This window comes from Candidatus Pelagibacter sp. HIMB1623 (genome assembly GCF_052047695.1).
Lineage (GTDB): Bacteria > Pseudomonadota > Alphaproteobacteria > Pelagibacterales > Pelagibacteraceae > Pelagibacter.
On sequence record NZ_JBNAJN010000012.1, the window covers coordinates 213,428 to 228,604 of the forward strand.

Annotated in this window: 14 protein-coding genes and 1 other RNA gene; 4 read left to right on the plus strand and 11 right to left on the minus strand. The window is 31.0% G+C overall.

The annotated features are described in order from the left end of the window. From ACTTBN_RS04090 to hflK, 4 genes are read right to left on the minus strand one after another with little or no spacing between them, the layout of a single operon-like run. Positions 1–1,416: a Do family serine endopeptidase gene (locus tag ACTTBN_RS04090; protein ID WP_440681124.1), complete on the minus strand. Its 1,416-nt coding sequence runs from the start codon at positions 1,414–1,416 to the stop codon at positions 1–3. 1 nt (position 1,417) lies between these two features. Continuing rightward, positions 1,418–1,603 (minus strand): DUF2065 domain-containing protein, encoded by a 186-nt coding sequence (locus tag ACTTBN_RS04095; protein WP_440681125.1) that lies wholly within the window; start codon positions 1,601–1,603, stop codon positions 1,418–1,420. 7 nt (positions 1,604–1,610) lie between these two features. After that, entirely contained in the window at positions 1,611–2,483 is an 873-nt protein-coding gene (hflC, locus tag ACTTBN_RS04100; protein WP_440681126.1) for a protease modulator HflC, read from the minus strand. A 1-nt stretch (position 2,484) separates the two neighbouring features. Further along, positions 2,485–3,594: an FtsH protease activity modulator HflK gene (gene hflK / locus ACTTBN_RS04105; protein WP_440681127.1), complete on the minus strand. Its 1,110-nt coding sequence runs from the start codon at positions 3,592–3,594 to the stop codon at positions 2,485–2,487. Positions 3,595–3,645: 51 nt separating this feature from the next. On the opposite strand from hflK, the gene ACTTBN_RS04110 reads away from it, so the two are divergent. Then, positions 3,646–4,470: an Mrp/NBP35 family ATP-binding protein gene (locus tag ACTTBN_RS04110; protein WP_440681128.1), complete on the plus strand. Its 825-nt coding sequence runs from the start codon at positions 3,646–3,648 to the stop codon at positions 4,468–4,470. On the opposite strand, the gene thyX is transcribed toward ACTTBN_RS04110, so the two are convergent. Then, positions 4,451–5,398, minus strand: a complete 948-nt coding sequence (gene thyX, locus ACTTBN_RS04115; RefSeq protein ID WP_440681129.1) for an FAD-dependent thymidylate synthase — start codon at positions 5,396–5,398, stop codon at positions 4,451–4,453. The genes ACTTBN_RS04110 and thyX overlap by 20 nt on opposite strands. Positions 5,399–5,402: 4 nt before the next feature. On the opposite strand from thyX, the gene ssrA reads away from it, so the two are divergent. Beyond that, positions 5,403–5,701: a transfer-messenger RNA gene (gene ssrA / locus ACTTBN_RS04120) on the plus strand. On the opposite strand, the gene ACTTBN_RS04125 is transcribed toward ssrA, so the two are convergent. The 5 genes from ACTTBN_RS04125 to ACTTBN_RS04145 are packed head-to-tail and all read right to left on the minus strand — an operon-like array spanning position 5,702 to position 12,310. After that, positions 5,702–5,908 carry a DUF1737 domain-containing protein gene (locus ACTTBN_RS04125; RefSeq protein WP_440681130.1) on the minus strand — a complete coding sequence of 69 codons (207 nt, stop codon included), beginning with the start codon at positions 5,906–5,908 and terminating at the stop codon, positions 5,702–5,704. It lies immediately after the preceding tmRNA gene. A 10-nt stretch (positions 5,909–5,918) separates the two neighbouring features. Further along, a complete protein-coding gene (ppdK, locus tag ACTTBN_RS04130) occupies positions 5,919–8,579 on the minus strand; it encodes a pyruvate, phosphate dikinase (protein ID WP_440681131.1) in 2,661 nt (886 codons plus the stop codon). Continuing rightward, entirely contained in the window at positions 8,579–10,645 is a 2,067-nt protein-coding gene (gene glyS, locus ACTTBN_RS04135) for a glycine--tRNA ligase subunit beta (RefSeq protein ID WP_440681133.1), read from the minus strand. Before glyS ends, ppdK begins: the two co-directional genes overlap by 1 nt. Then, complete coding sequence (locus ACTTBN_RS04140; RefSeq protein WP_440681134.1) at positions 10,645–11,541, minus strand: glycine--tRNA ligase subunit alpha; 897 nt, start codon at positions 11,539–11,541, stop codon at positions 10,645–10,647. The genes glyS and ACTTBN_RS04140 overlap by 1 nt, the downstream gene beginning before the upstream one ends. Further along, positions 11,507–12,310, minus strand: a complete 804-nt coding sequence (locus ACTTBN_RS04145) for a S49 family peptidase (RefSeq protein WP_440681135.1) — start codon at positions 12,308–12,310, stop codon at positions 11,507–11,509. The genes ACTTBN_RS04140 and ACTTBN_RS04145 overlap by 35 nt, the downstream gene beginning before the upstream one ends. Positions 12,311–12,424: 114 nt before the next feature. Between ACTTBN_RS04145 and ACTTBN_RS04150 the strand changes: the two genes are divergently transcribed. Beyond that, entirely contained in the window at positions 12,425–13,438 is a 1,014-nt protein-coding gene (locus ACTTBN_RS04150; RefSeq protein ID WP_440681136.1) for a polyprenyl synthetase family protein, read from the plus strand. Here ACTTBN_RS04150 and pdxH read toward each other — a convergent pair. Next, complete coding sequence (gene pdxH, locus ACTTBN_RS04155) at positions 13,435–14,061, minus strand: pyridoxamine 5'-phosphate oxidase (RefSeq protein ID WP_440681137.1); 627 nt, start codon at positions 14,059–14,061, stop codon at positions 13,435–13,437. The two genes, ACTTBN_RS04150 and pdxH, sit on opposite strands and share 4 nt — an antisense overlap. A gap of 33 nt (positions 14,062–14,094) precedes the next feature. On the opposite strand from pdxH, the gene aroC reads away from it, so the two are divergent. Next, positions 14,095–15,177: a chorismate synthase gene (gene aroC, locus ACTTBN_RS04160; protein ID WP_440681138.1), complete on the plus strand. Its 1,083-nt coding sequence runs from the start codon at positions 14,095–14,097 to the stop codon at positions 15,175–15,177.

Sequence of the window (15,177 nt, forward strand, 5' to 3'; positions counted from 1 at the left end):
TTAATCTAATTTAACACCAATATATCTTCTTTGATTTTGATTGTTATAAATTGCAATTAAAATAGTTTTTTGATTTGAGTTTATTGTTTTTTGAACAATATCTCTTAAATCATCTGCTGATTTAATTTTTTTCTTTTGAACTTCAATAATAATACTATTGATCTCAATTGAATTTACTAAAGGACTATTATTAGCCATATTAGTAATTACTAAACCAGTTGTTTGGTTTGGTAATTTTCGATTCTTTATATCTTCTTTGTTTAAAGGTCTCACTGATATTCTTAAACTCTCAATAATTTCATCTAAATTATTTTCATCTTTTTTTGGATTTTCACTTACTTTGAAATCATCTGAGGTTTCTAATCTTCCTAACAAAACTTTTTTAGTTATTTCTTTTTTATTTCTCCAAATTTTTACATCTACATTTTTTCCAACTTCTGTTCTTGCAACAATTGTTGGCAACTCTTTCATTTGCTTAATCTCAACTCCATTAAACTCTAAAATTATATCTCCAGCCTGAATACCAGCTTTTTCGGAAGGACTGTTTTCGGCAACACTTGCAACTAAAGCACCTCTTGGTTTATCAAGTTCTTCAACCTCAGCAATTTCTTTAGTTACATCTTGAATTCTCACACCTAACCAACCTCTTTTTGTTTCACCAAATTCAATTAGTTGTTTAATTACTTGTTGAGCACTATTTGATGGAATTGAAAATCCTATACCAATAGAACCATTTCTTCCTAAGATAGCTGTATTAATTCCAATCACATTTCCTTCCATATCAAATAAAGGTCCACCTGAATTACCAGAATTAATTGATGCATCTGTTTGAATAAAATCCTCATATCTTGATAACCCAATTGATCTGTTTCTTGCTGAAATAATTCCAGCAGTTACTGTTCCACCAAGGCCAAATGGATTTCCAATAGCTAACACCCAATCACCAATTCTTGCTTTATCAGAGTCTCCAAAGCCAACTGGTTTGAATTTTTCCTCTGTTTCTAATTGTAATACTGCAATATCCATTAAAGGATCAGCACCAAGAACTTTTGCTTTATATTCTTGGTCGCCATTGACTCGGACAATAATGTCATCAGCATCCTTAATTACATGATTATTTGTTACCACTATTCCTTTTTCATCAATAATAAATCCAGATCCTAAAGCTGCAGATTTTCTTTCTTGAGGAGTTCCAAATTCTTTAAACATATCCCCAAATGGAGAACCTGGAGGAAATTGAAATGGAAAAGGATTGCTATTAGTAACTACAGTTGTTGAAGTAGAAATATTTACTACAGATGGCATCAGTTTTTCTGCAAGATCTGCAAAAGATGCTGGAACGGATTTAGAGTTTGACTGTAAAGTAAAACTTAAGGAAAAAATAATTGTTAAAAATATTAATCTTATTTTTTTCATATTAACTTTTTACAAAATAAATAATTACAAAACCAATAATTGCAAAGATTAGTCCACCTGATCTTAATTGACTATCTTTTACAAGATCTAGCTTCTTTAACATACTTTTCATTTTTGATGGAAATAAGGCATATAAAATTCCCTCTACAAATAAAAAAAGACCAAAGGCTATGACTAGCTCATTCATCTAAATTCTATTGTTTGATTTCAGGTTTTATATTTCCAAAAAATTTAAAGAATTCACTATCAGGAGACAAGATTAAAGATGTTTCTCCCCCAATTAAAGCTTTTTCATATGCTTGCATCGCCCTATAAAAAGCAAAAAACTCAGGGTCCTGACCAAAGGCATCTGCAAAAATTTTATTTCTTGTACCATCACCTTCCCCCTTCATTATCTCTGACTGTTTTTGAGCATCTGCTAAAATTACTGTTACTTCTTTATCTGCAGTTGATGTAATCGTCACTGCCATTTCTGCACCCTGTGCTCTAAATTCTTTTGCTTCTCTTTCCCTCTCAGTTTGCATTCTTCTATAAATTGCATCACTGTTTGCTTGTGGAAGATCTGCTCTTTTAATTCTAACGTCAACAATACTTATACCAAAATTCTGTGCTTCATTATTTACACCTTCTTTGATCAATTCCATTTGCTTAGATCTATCTTTAGACAATAGAGTTTGCAACTCTTCCTGACCTAGAACATTTCTAATTCTTGAGTTTATAATCGTTGACAACCTTGATCTTGCAACTCTTTCGTCTCCAACAGAAATATAAAATTTCAAAGGATCAACTATTTGAAATCTTGCAAACGCATCTACAATTAATCTTTTTTGATCAGATGCTATTACCTCTTCTGGTGGGGTATCTAAATTTAAAATTCTTTTGTCTAGGTAAACAACGTTTTGAATAAATGGAATTTTAAAGTTTAAGCCTGGTTTCATTATAATTCTTTTTGGATCACCAAATTGAAGAATTATTGCTTGGTTTACTTCTTTAACTATAATTATTGATAGAAACGCTACAACACCAATTAAAACTAATATTCCAGCAAATATTTTTCCAGCTTTCATTTTAATTTGTCGCTTTCTTTTTTAATTCAGGTAGAGGCAAGTATGGTACCACACCTGAACCTGCATTTTTTTCTATAATAACTTTGTCAATATCTGCTAGTACTTTTTCCATAGTTTCTAAATACATTCTTTCCTGAGTAACTGCTTTTGCATTTTTATATTCATTATAAATTGATATAAATCTACTTGCTTCACCTTCTGCTTTAGCGACAACCTCTTTTTTATAAGCTTCTGCAGCTTGTAAAATTTTTTGCGCTTCCCCTCTTGCTCTTGGAATTACATCATTTGCATAAGCTTCTGCCTCGTTTTTAGATCTTTCCATGTCTGCTCTTGCAGCTTGAACATCTCTAAATGCATCAATTACTTGATCAGGTGGGTCAGCTTTTTGTGTTTGAACTTGAGTTATCTGAACTCCACTTTCATAATCATCTAAAATAGTTTGAATAATTTCTTGTGTTTCAATCTCAATACTAGATCTACCTTCTGTTAGTATTGGTTGAATATCACTTTTAGCAATCACTTCTCTCATTGCTGTTTCTGCAGCAGCTTTAACTGTTCCTACAGGATCTTGAATTTTAAATAAAAAGTTTCCAGCATCTTTAATTACCCAAAATACAGAAAAATCTATGTTTACGATATTTTCATCTCCAGTAAGCATTAAACTTTCTTGAGGAACATCTGCAACTCCTCCACCTGTAGAAAAACCGCTGTCTCGCTCAGATCTAAATCCAATATCAATTCTATTTACTTTAGTTACTTTTGGAGTTTGAACAGTTTCAACAGGAAAAGGAATATGGTAATTCAATCCAGGTTGAGTAGTTTTTACAAATTTTCCAAATCTTAACACTACACCTTGTTCATCAGGCAATACTCTATAAAGTCCACTAGCAAGCCATACAAAAAGTAGAATTAACAAAATTAAACCGACAGATTTTCCACCTGAAGATTTTCCTCCTGGTAAAAACTTTTTTATTTTATCTTGAAATTCTCTTATGATTTCATCTACGTTTGGTGGTGTTGGACCTCTACCTGAGCCGTTACCACTTCCACTACCACCTCCAGGAGGTGCTCCCCATGGGCTTCCGCCTCTCCCTCTGAAATCATCTGACATATGTCAAAGTATATAGTGTCTTTATTGCAAAAAACAAGTAAGGATAGGAATATGCCTGATAAAAAAACTGAACTAAGTGACGCAATGAAAAAGAAGGTGGAGCCTAGAGTTTTTACTAAAAATCCAATTTTAGGAACTAAGTTTACGATTGCAATCTCAAGTGCAAAAGGTGGTGTAGGCAAATCTACATTTGCAACGAATCTTGCCCTAGCTTTAAAAAAAGTTGGATGTAAAGTTGGATTGTTAGATGCTGATATTTACGGCCCTTCCATTCCAAAAATGTTCAACATCAATGAGAAACCAAAAAGTGATGGTCAAAAATTAGATCCTATAACAAAATATGACATTCAATGTATGTCGATAGGATTTTTAGCAGATCAGCAAACTCCAATGATTTGGCGAGGTCCAATGGTAACAAGTGCAATCAAAACCTTTACTCAAAAAGTTAATTGGAAAGATTTAGATTTTATAATTGTTGATATGCCACCAGGTACTGGAGATACTCAATTAACTTTTTCACAAGAAATCAAAATGGATGGTGCAATTATAGTTTCAACTCCACAAGAAGTTGCTCTTCTGGATGTGAAAAGAGGAATTAAAATGTTTGATAAACTTGGGGTAAAAATTTTAGGTTTAGTTGATAACATGAGTTTTTTTGTTGGAGATGATGGCAAGAAGTACAAAATATTTGGAGAAGGTGGAGTTAAAAAAACTGCTGAGGAATTTCAAAAAGAATTTTTAGGAGAAATACCGATTAATCCTGAAGTTGGTAATTCTGGTGATCAAGGAAAACCTATAGTCGAGTCAAATCCTGATCATGAAATTTCAAAAATATATTTAGATTTTGCTGAAAAGATTAAATTAACTTATCTTTAAGATCAAAAGCAATCATTAGTTCATTCCATTCTCTTTTTGAAAGGCCTGAACTTTCAACATCTACGTTTTCACCTTTGATAAGTTTTTGAATAATAACCTTTCCTTTAGCGGAAACTTCAGTTCCTCCTACCCTGTAATCCATAAATGCATCATAAGTAATTGGTACCCATTTTTTAACTGTGTCTAACATTATATCTGCATATACTCTTATTTCATACTGGGCATGACTGTCAGCCCTTAATCTTAAAAAATTCATTAAATTTAGAAGATCAGTTTTCCAATACCATTGGGTGTAAGTATTTAAAGTCAAATTCATTCTTGCCAGCTCTCTTGCCAATCCTTTTTTATTCTCATCAATTGTTGAACCATCATATCTTTCATTTAGCATCGTCTCATAATTATCATAGGTTCTCTCCGCATCACTTTTTAAAAGTTCTAAAACTTCTTCTGCCTGTTTTCCTTCAAGAACATCGCCTCTACCTTGTCGATTACTTGTAGACTGTGCTGCTAAATTTTCTGCAGATGGTAAATAAAATTCTTTATCAAGAATTGAGTATCTTGCAGAATATTCATTTACATTTGCAGTTCTATGTCTAATCCATTGTCTTGCTATAAATATTGGAAGTTTTATATGATATTTAATTTCACACATTTCAAATGGTGTACTATGCCAATGCCTCATTAAATATTTTATCAAACCTTTATCTGTAGAAACTTGTTTTGTACCTTTTCCGTATGAAACTCTCGCAGACTGAACTATAGAGGTATCATCGCCCATATAATCGACAACTCTAACAAAACCGTGATCTAATGCTGGCAAAGCTTCGTATAATATTTTTTCAAGCTCTGGAGCAGTAACTCTTTTAGTTTGATTGCTTTGGGATTGCTGGTTTTTTATTTCTTCTGATTGTTCTTTTGTTAATTTCATGATTGTTATTGAATCTGTTGTAATTACTTTTATATTATTAATGTTGGATTTCCAACTACGACGATAAACGAATTTCGTAATAACCATTGCGGACGTGGGGGCAGTACCCACCACCTCCACCATTACAACTTACGGGGGTGAACTAGAATCGACGGGTGACTAAAGGCTATTCTTTCGTTCGGGATTGTTCCACCGTAACGGGCTAATTTATAATTGCTAACGAAAGTTACGCACTTGCTGCATAATTAACTTAGTTAATTAAGCACGGGGTCCGGGGCACCTGGCAACAGAACGCCCCCTACTTTAAATTGATGATAAATTAATTTTTTTTGAGTATTTTTTTTTAGGTGAATTTTTTATCACTGCTTGTCCACAACGCATAACACCTCTCTTTTTATCAAATATCATTTTTGGCTCGCCATATAAAGTCCAACCATTTGACAAAGCTTCGGTCACACGATGACAAAATTTTGATGTGTCATCGTCTGTAATAAATCTATATCCTTTCATAAAATTCTCACTATTTATCTTTTAATTCAGCTTGTGCAGCAGCCAATCTTGCTACAGGAACTCTGTATGGAGAACAAGAAACGTAATTTAATCCTGCTTTTGAACAAAATAAAATACTGTTAGGATCACCGCCGTGTTCTCCACAAATTCCAAGTTTTATATTTTTATTTTGACTTTTTCCCTTTTCAACAGCTATTTTTATTAAATCACCAACTCCATCATCTATCGAAATAAACGGATCAATTGAAAAAATTTTATTGTCTATATAATCATTTAAAAATTTTCCGCTATCGTCTCTGCTTATTCCAAATGTAGTTTGAGTTAAATCATTAGTTCCAAAGCTAAAAAATTCAGCATGTTTTGCAATATCTTTGGCTTTTATAGCCGCTCTTGGAAGCTCAATCATCGTGCCAACTATAAATTCAATTTTTAATTTATGTTCTTTTTGAACTTCTCTTGCTACTCTAATTACCAAATCTTTCATTATTTTTATTTCTGCCTCAGTTGAAACTAACGGAATCATAATTTCTGGAAAAGCAGATTTAATTTTTTTTCTTTTAAGTTCAGCTAAAGCTTCAAATATTGCTCTACATTGCATTTCATATATTTCAGGAAACGATATTCCAAGTCTACATCCCCTATGACCCAGCATGGGATTTTGTTCGTGCAATTCATCAATTCTAGACTCTACTTCTTTTACTGGGAGATTAACAATATTTGCTACTTCATTAATCTCTTTATCTGTTCGAGGCAAAAACTCATGAAGAGGTGGGTCTAACAATCTTACTGTAACTGGTAATCCACTCATAATTTTAAATATTTCAATAAAATCCTTTTTTTGATGAGGTAAAAGTTTTTTTAATGCAATTGATCTATCTTCTTTAGTCTTCGATAAAATCATTTCCCTTACTGATAAAATTCTCTCTTCATCAAAAAACATATGTTCAGTTCTGCATAGACCAATTCCTTCAGCTCCAAAATCTTTTGCTGTTTTAGTATCCTTAGGTGTTTCAGAATTTGTTCTAATATTTAATTTTCTAAAACTATCTGCCCAAGTCATTATTTTTGAAAAATCTCCAGATATCTCTGGTTTAACAGTTGCCACACTACCTGATATAATTCTACCAGTTGATCCATCTATAGTAATAACGTCACCTTCTTTAATTTCCATTGAGGATGTTTTAAATGTCTTCGTCTCATAATTAACATCAATTTCACTTGAGCCAGATACGCATGGTCTTCCCATGCCCCTTGCAACTACTGCTGCGTGACTCGTCATTCCTCCTCTAGCTGTCAAAATTCCTTTTGCAGCATGCATTCCTTGTATATCTTCAGGTGACGTTTCTACTCTTACTAAGATAGTGTCTTGCATCATCGAAGTTAATCTTTCAGCTTCCTCTGAAGTAAATACTACTTTCCCACTTGCTGCTCCTGGTGAAGCAGGTAAACCATTTGCTATTACATTGATTGTACTCTTTTCATCAAGTGTAGGATGCAAAAGTGTATCTAAAGAATTTGGATCAATTCTTAATACTGCTTCTTTTTTTGATATTAATTTTTCCTTAACCATATCAACTGCAATCTTTACCGCAGATTTTGCAGTTCTTTTTCCCGATCTAGTTTGAAGCATCCACAGTTTATTATTCTCAACTGTAAATTCTACATCTTGCATATCTTTGTAATGTTTTTCCAATTTTTTTAAAATTTTTTTTAATTCTTTGAAAACTTTTGGCAAAGACTCCTCCATTGAAGGTTCTTCAACTTTAGCATTTTTTCTTGCCTTCTTAGTTATATACTGAGGTGTTCTTGTACCAGCAACAACGTCCTCACCTTGTGCATTAATTAAGTACTCACCATATATTTCATTTGATCCATCTGATGGATTTCTTGTAAATACAACTCCAGTAGCACAATCATCACCCATATTACCAAAAACCATAGATTGAACGTTGACTGCTGTTCCCCATTCTGCTGGTATTTGATTTAATTTTCTATAAACTTTTGCTCTATTACTTTCCCATGATAAAAATACAGCGTTAATTGCTCCAAATAGTTGTTGAAATACATCTTGAGGAAATTCTTTTTTTGTTTTTTCTTTTACTGTTCTTTTAAAATCTTCAATTAAACCATCCCAGTCATTTTCATCTAAGTCCGTGTCTAACAAAACACCTTTTGTTAATTTATAATTTTCAATTAACTCTTCAAAATGATAGCTCTCTACACCCATCACAACGTTTCCATACATTTGAATAAATCGTCTGTAACTGTCTTTGGCAAATCGCCCATTGGAAGTCTTCAAAGCTAGCGCGTTTACTGTTTTATCATTTAAACCTAAATTAAGAATTGTATCCATCATTCCTGGCATAGATACTCTAGCACCCGATCTAACAGATAATAACAAAGGATTTTTTAGGTCTCCAAATTTTTTAGAAACATCTTTTTCTATAATTTTTAATTCTTTTTTAATTTGAGAAATTAAATTGTTGTTCAATTTTTTCTTATCTTTATAAAAAATCTCACAAACTTTAGTAGATATTGTAAAACCAGGAGGAACTGGCAAACCCATTCTTCCCATTTCAGAAAGGTTAGCACCTTTTCCACCTAAAAAATTTTTGGGATTTTTAATACTTTTAGATTGTTTCGAATTGAAGTTTAATATGAGTTTCGTCATTAGCTAGACTCGATTAAAGAAAAATTAACATAATTGTCGAATGTTTTACACATCATTTGAATTAGTTCTAGTCTATTTTTCCTAATTAGTAGATCATCCTCATTCACAATTACATTATCAAAAAAATCAAATACCTCTCTTTTAATACTTGCTAAATTGTCCAATGTTTGAACAAAATTTTCATCATTATTAATACTTGAAAAATATTTCCTCAATTCATTAATTTTTTTAAATAAATTTTTTTCAAGCTCAGTTTTAAAAATACCAGGGTCGGTTGTATTAGATAATTCGATTTTATCTTTTTTAAGTTCACTTTCTAGAATATTTGATGCTCTTTTATAGCTTGAAATAATATCTATTCCGTTTTGTTTATTGATTATTTTATTTAAATTTTTTGCTTTATTAAAAATAATTACAGATTGATCTAAGTTAGAAGAATTTATTGAAGCTTGTATTATATCGTTTCGGATATTTTCCTCCTTCATATAATATTTCAATCTCTCTAATAGAAAATCTAGTAATTCTTTTTGTAAGGATTTATTCTCAAATTCAAATCCTTGATCCCGGTACAAACTTGAAGAATAATTTATTAAATCTCTAATTTTAAAATCTTTTTTATTTTCAATGATAATTCTAACAATCCCTAATGCCAATCTTCTTAAGGCAAAAGGATCCTTGGAACTTGTTGGTTTTTGGTTTACACCAAAAAATCCAACTAAAGTATCAATCTTATCAGCTAAGGATAAAGCAATGCTATAAGGTTTTTTTGGAATTTTTGTTCCAGATCCAACAGGTAAATATTGCTCACTAACAGCAAGTGATATTTCTTTATCAAAACCTTGCACATTTGCAAAATAACCTCCCATAATCCCTTGAAGTTCTGGAAATTCACCAACCAATTCAGATAACAAGTCTACTTTGCTTATCGATGCTGATAATTCTACTTTTTCTTTGCTAATTAACAACTCATCAGAAATAATAGCACCAAGCTTTCTCATTCTTTGAGCTTTATCAAAATAATTTCCAAGACCTTTGAAATAATTCATTAATTTTAAATCAGAAATTTTTTTGACCATGTTTTGAGCTTTATCTTTCTGCCAGAAAAATTCTGCATCACTTAATCTTGCTTCAACTACTCTTTCATTTCCTAATTTAATTAATCCTTTTTTATCTTTATTGTTTGCAACTACCAAAAATTGATTTGTAATGTTTCCTTTTTTATCAAAAGTAGGAAAATACTTTTGGTGATGTTGCATAGTTAGTATTAAAATTTCTTTAGGTATATTTAAAAATTTTTTATCAAATTCACAAATAATTACATTTGGTTGGTCAGTTAAATCGACTACTTCCTGAAGAAGCTTGTGGTTGTTGTCAATATTTATATTTCTTTTTTTTAAAATAATATTGAATTTTTTTTCTATTAAATCTTTTCTCTCAGTGTGATCAATAAGTATATCTATTTTTTTAAAAAAATTTTTATAAGATTTAAAGTCTGAAAATAGTTTTTTCTTTTCTTCAAATTCTTTATCAACAAATGTTGAGTTAGATGAAATGAAATGATGAAATTTAAAATTTAGTTTTTTTTTATCAAAGATGGACAAGATAGATTTTAATGGCCTGCCCCAAAATAGTTCATAATTTGACCATTTCATTGACTTTTTCCATTGAATTTTATTCAGTATTTGAGGTATTGCTTCCTCTAGTAATGTATGAGTATCTAATTTTTTTGATCTAGTTTTATAAAAATAGAACTCACCTTTATCTGTTTTTTTTATAAACAACTCTTTTTTTGAAACACCATTTGATCTTGCAAATCCCTCCAACGCAGCATCTGGAGACTTTGTATTCGGACCTTTTATTTCCTCAGATTTTAAAATTATCTTCTTTTCAACTCCCTCAAACAAAATTAATAGCCTATTAGGTGTTGAGTAAGATGAATTTTTTTTAAATTTAATAGATTTTTCTAAAAAAAATTCATTAAAACTTTTTAGTAAATTTTCTCTTAAATTTTTTTGTAAATTTGAAGGTATTTCCTCACTAAACAATTCTAAGAAAAATTCAGACATTATTTTTGACTATCTAACCAAATACTAGCAGCTGATTTTGTAATATCTCTTATTCTTGCAATATATCCTGCTCTTTGAGCAACGCTAATTGCTCCACGTGCATCTAATATATTAAATACATGACTTGCTTTTAAACATTGATCATAAGCTGGTAATGAAATCTTTTTTTCAACTAATGACTTTGCTTCCAACTCGTGCATATCAAACATTTTAAAAAGTGACTCTACATTCGCATGTTCAAAATTATATGCCGAAAATTCTCTCTCAGCTTGATGAAATACTTCTTTATATTTTACACCATCATCATTCCATAACAGATCGTAGACATTTTTTTGTTGCTGAATAAACATACATATTCTTTCTAATCCATATGTAATTTCTACAGAAACTGGTTTGCACTCAAATCCTGCCATCTGTTGAAAATAAGTAAATTGAGTAATTTCCATGCCATCACACCATACCTCCCATCCAAGACCAGCAGCACCCAATGTTGGACTTTCCCAGTCGTCTTCTACAAATCTAATATCATGATCTGAATGATCAATTCCTATAGATGATAAACTATTGAGGTAAAGTTTTTTAATATTTTCAGGTGAAGGTTTTATAAGAACTTGAAACTGATAATAATGTTGAAGTCTATTTGGATTATCTCCATACCTTCCATCTGTAGGTCTTCTTGATGGCTGCACATATGCTGTCTTCCAAGGTTTAGCCCCTAATGATCTCAATGTAGTTGCTGGATGAAATGTGCCTGCTCCTACTTCCATATCATAAGGTTGGAGAACTACACATCCTTTTTTGCTCCAAAACCTTTGGAGGTTTAAAATTGTATCCTGAAATGTAATAATTTTGTCTTTTGATTTAGAAACCATATCTTTGCCAGATCGATCTTTCATCTAAAATATTTGCAAATTGGTCAATGTGATTTGAAGATGAAAGTTTTTGACTTAACCATCCTTTTGCTTTTTCAAATTTTTTAATTACTACATCTTCACCAAACTTTTCTTTTAGGATTTCATGAGCATCTCCTATGCCATCTATTAATCCTAATTTCTTAGCTCTAGAACCTGACCAAAATTCACCAGAAAATAACTCTACTTCTGTTTTATTTAATTTTGCTCCACGACTTTTTTCAACTACATTTATGAAATCTTGATGTAAATCTAATTGAATATTTTTAAGTCTTTGAATATCTTCTTCCTTTTCTTCCATAAAAGGATCAAGAGTGCTCTTATTCTTTCCAGCTGTGTGAACTCTTCTTTCAACACCTATTTTCTTAATTAATTCAGTAAAACCAAATGATGAATATATAACCCCTATAGATCCAATAATTGAACTTGAATTTGCATAAATTTCATCTCCAGCACATGAGATAAGATATCCCCCGGATGCAGCAACATCTTCTGCAAAAAAAATAACTTTCTTATTACTTTTTTTAGCTTGCTGACGAATAAAACTATAAATTAAATGTGACTGTACAGGTGAACCTCCTGGAGAATTGATTGATATTGCTACTGCAGCAGCTTTTTTTAGTGAAAAAGCTTTTTTAATAATTTCTTCCTGTCCTGCAAAATCAATACCTTGCTTAAATTTACCGGCATTACCAATGACGCCATTTAATTTAATATGTGAAACTATTTTTTTCTTTTTTAAAAAGGAGAACATATTTATCTCTTACAGAATATTTTATTGATTATAAAGACTACTTATAATTGAAGAAATAGGTGCGTCAAATGATAAGTAATAAATATAGCTTATTTATATTAATTTAAAATTAATATGGGAACAGTAGTACAGCTTAAAAACCAGATAAATAATTCATATTTCCAATTAAAAGATTCTGTTGAAGAAAAACTAGCTTTGACTGAAGAAAGAATAAAATCTAAATTAATTAGTGATGTTCAGTTAGTTCAAAAAATGACTAATTATCATATAGAAACTGGTGGCAAAAGACTTAGGGCTTTATTGACATTAGGAAGTGCTAAGTTATGTGGTTACTCAAAAGGTTCAAGAGACGTAAATTTAGCAGCTTGTGTAGAACTTATTCACAGTGCAACTTTGATGCATGATGATGTTATCGATGAAGGTGAGATTAGAAGAGGTAAAGAAACTTTAAATAAAATTTGGAGTAATCATTCCTCGGTTTTAATTGGAGATTATCTCTTAAGTAGATGCTTTGAGATGATGGTGGAAGATGGAAACTTAGAGATACTAAAATTATTATCATCAACTTCATCTAAAATTGCCCAGGGAGAAGTATTACAACTACAACATAATAATGAAGTTGATATGCTTGAAGAAACATATCTAAAAATTATCTCTGCCAAAACTGCAGAACTATTTGCTGCTTCAACAAAAGTAGGTGCAATTTTAGCTGAAGTAGAAAATAAAGAAAAAGATGCGCTAGAATTTTATGGAAGGAATTTAGGGTTAACTTTTCAAATTGCAGATGACACATTAGATTATAATTCTGAATTAAAGTTATTTGGAAAAAAAATAGGAAAAGATTTTTTTGAAGGAAAGGTGACTTTACCAATAATCTTGCTTTACCAAAAATTAGAAAACAATGAAAAAAATAAGCTAAAAGAAGTATTTAATAAAAAAGAGAGAACAAAAGAAGATTTTAATAATATTATGACTTTGATTAATAAATATAAAATTATAAATGAATGCTACCAAAAAGCTCAGCACTATATTAATTTAGCATCAAATTCTTTAAGTGTGTTCAAGGATAGTAAAGAAAAAGAAATTCTTAAAAAACTTACATCTTTCAGTTTAGCAAGAAATTTTTAAGGACTTAATAAAGATTTATTCCATAATCCATTCTGGCTTTTTGTATAGAGTAATCTTTCATGAATTCTATTTTCTCCATCTAGCCAAAACTCTATATTTTGTGGATTTAAATTCCATCCAGACCAGTGTTTTGGTCTAGGAACTTTTGTTTCATCAGAATATTTATTTATATACTCCTTAATTGAATTTATTAATTCATCTCTATTTTTTAATTCTTGGCTCTGATTTGATGCCCATGCACCAATTCTACTTTCATATGCTCTCGAAGAATAATATTCATCTGCAACATCATCAGAAACTAATGATACAGTCCCAGTAATTCTTACTTGTCTTAAAAGACTTTTCCAATGAAAACACATTGAAGCGTTAGGATTTTCCTTTAGTTCATTACCTTTCCTACTATTTAAATTAGTATAGAAAACAAATCCATCTTTATTAAAACCCTTAAGGAGCACCATTCTGACGGATGGAACATTATTTTTATTTGAAGTTGCTAGCGCAACTGCATTTGGATCATTTGGTTCAGTCTGTTTAGCTTTTTCCATCCATATTTCAAATAACTTAATTGGGTCATCTAAATTCAAAAAACAGTTATTGATACCAAGTTGGTTTTTTTCATTCATAATTTAAACAAAATAATCTATATATTATAAATAATGTCATTTAACACATTTGGAAAGCTATTTCGTTTCACGACTTGGGGTGAATCTCATGGTCCTGCTATTGGCTGTATAGTTGACGGCTGTCCTCCAAACATAAACCTAGATGAAAAAGATATTCAATTAGAATTAGACAAAAGAAAACCTGGGCAATCAAAATTTACTACCCAAAGAAAAGAGGACGATAAAGTCCAAATACTTTCAGGTGTATTTGAAGGAAAAACTACTGGCACACCAATTTCTCTAATTATTTACAATAAAGACATGAGATCTAAAGATTATGGAAATATAAAAGATAAATTTAGACCAGGTCATGCAGACTTTACCTATTTCAAAAAATATGGAATTAGAGATTACAGAGGTGGAGGAAGATCTTCAGCTAGAGAGACAGCTTCAAGAGTTGCAGCTGGTGCTATAGCTAAAATAGTACTTCAAAAAAAATTAGGAAAAAAATTTAAAGTTATAGGTGCTGTCACTCAATTAGGAATCTTAGGATGTGACACGTCACAATGGAATGATAAAATTATTTCAAAAAATCCATTCTTTTGTCCAGATAAGTCTATGATTAAATTATGGGAAAAATATTTACTTGGTGTAAGAAAGTCAGGGTCATCATGTGGAGCTGTAATAGAAGTTAGAGCGAGAGGTATTCCTGCAGGTCTTGGTGCGCCTATTTATGCAAAATTAGATTCTGATATTGCATCAGCTTTTATGAGCATTAATGCAGTTAAAGGGGTAAATGTTGGTGCTGGGATGAATTCTGCACAACTAAGTGGTGAGCAAAACTCTGATGAAATATCATCAAAAAATAATAAATTAAAATTTAACTCTAACAACGCAGGCGGTATTTTAGGTGGAATTTCTTCAGGGCAAGAAATAATAGCATCATTTGCAGTTAAACCGACATCTTCAATTTTAACTACAAGAAAAACGATTAATAAATTTGGAAAAAATACCACAATATCCGTTAAAGGAAGACATGACCCGTGCGTAGGAATAAGAGCTGTTCCAGTTGGAGAAGCTATGATGAATTGTGTATTATTAGACCACTATCTAATGAATTTGGCTCAGTGTGGATAA

Bases quoted from the DNA above. Each gene is read 5' to 3' on its own strand.
- hflC (WP_440681126.1), bottom strand. From the start codon at position 2,483: ATGAAAGCTGGAAAAATATTTGCTGGAATATTAGTTTTAATTGGTGTT.
- hflK (WP_440681127.1), bottom strand. From the start codon at position 3,594: ATGTCAGATGATTTCAGAGGGAGAGGCGGAAGCCCATGGGGAGCACCT.
- ACTTBN_RS04090 (WP_440681124.1), bottom strand. From the start codon at position 1,416: ATGAAAAAAATAAGATTAATATTTTTAACAATTATTTTTTCCTTAAGT.
- thyX (WP_440681129.1), bottom strand. From the start codon at position 5,398: ATGAAATTAACAAAAGAACAATCAGAAGAAATAAAAAACCAGCAATCC.
- pdxH (WP_440681137.1), bottom strand. From the start codon at position 14,061: ATGAATGAAAAAAACCAACTTGGTATCAATAACTGTTTTTTGAATTTA.
- aroC (WP_440681138.1), top strand. From the start codon at position 14,095: ATGTCATTTAACACATTTGGAAAGCTATTTCGTTTCACGACTTGGGGT.
- ACTTBN_RS04145 (WP_440681135.1), bottom strand. From the start codon at position 12,310: ATGTTCTCCTTTTTAAAAAAGAAAAAAATAGTTTCACATATTAAATTA.
- ppdK (WP_440681131.1), bottom strand. From the start codon at position 8,579: ATGACGAAACTCATATTAAACTTCAATTCGAAACAATCTAAAAGTATT.
- ACTTBN_RS04140 (WP_440681134.1), bottom strand. From the start codon at position 11,541: ATGAAAGATCGATCTGGCAAAGATATGGTTTCTAAATCAAAAGACAAA.
- ACTTBN_RS04125 (WP_440681130.1), bottom strand. From the start codon at position 5,908: ATGAAAGGATATAGATTTATTACAGACGATGACACATCAAAATTTTGT.
- ACTTBN_RS04150 (WP_440681136.1), top strand. From the start codon at position 12,425: ATGGGAACAGTAGTACAGCTTAAAAACCAGATAAATAATTCATATTTC.
- ACTTBN_RS04110 (WP_440681128.1), top strand. From the start codon at position 3,646: ATGCCTGATAAAAAAACTGAACTAAGTGACGCAATGAAAAAGAAGGTG.
- glyS (WP_440681133.1), bottom strand. From the start codon at position 10,645: ATGTCTGAATTTTTCTTAGAATTGTTTAGTGAGGAAATACCTTCAAAT.
- ACTTBN_RS04095 (WP_440681125.1), bottom strand. From the start codon at position 1,603: ATGAATGAGCTAGTCATAGCCTTTGGTCTTTTTTTATTTGTAGAGGGA.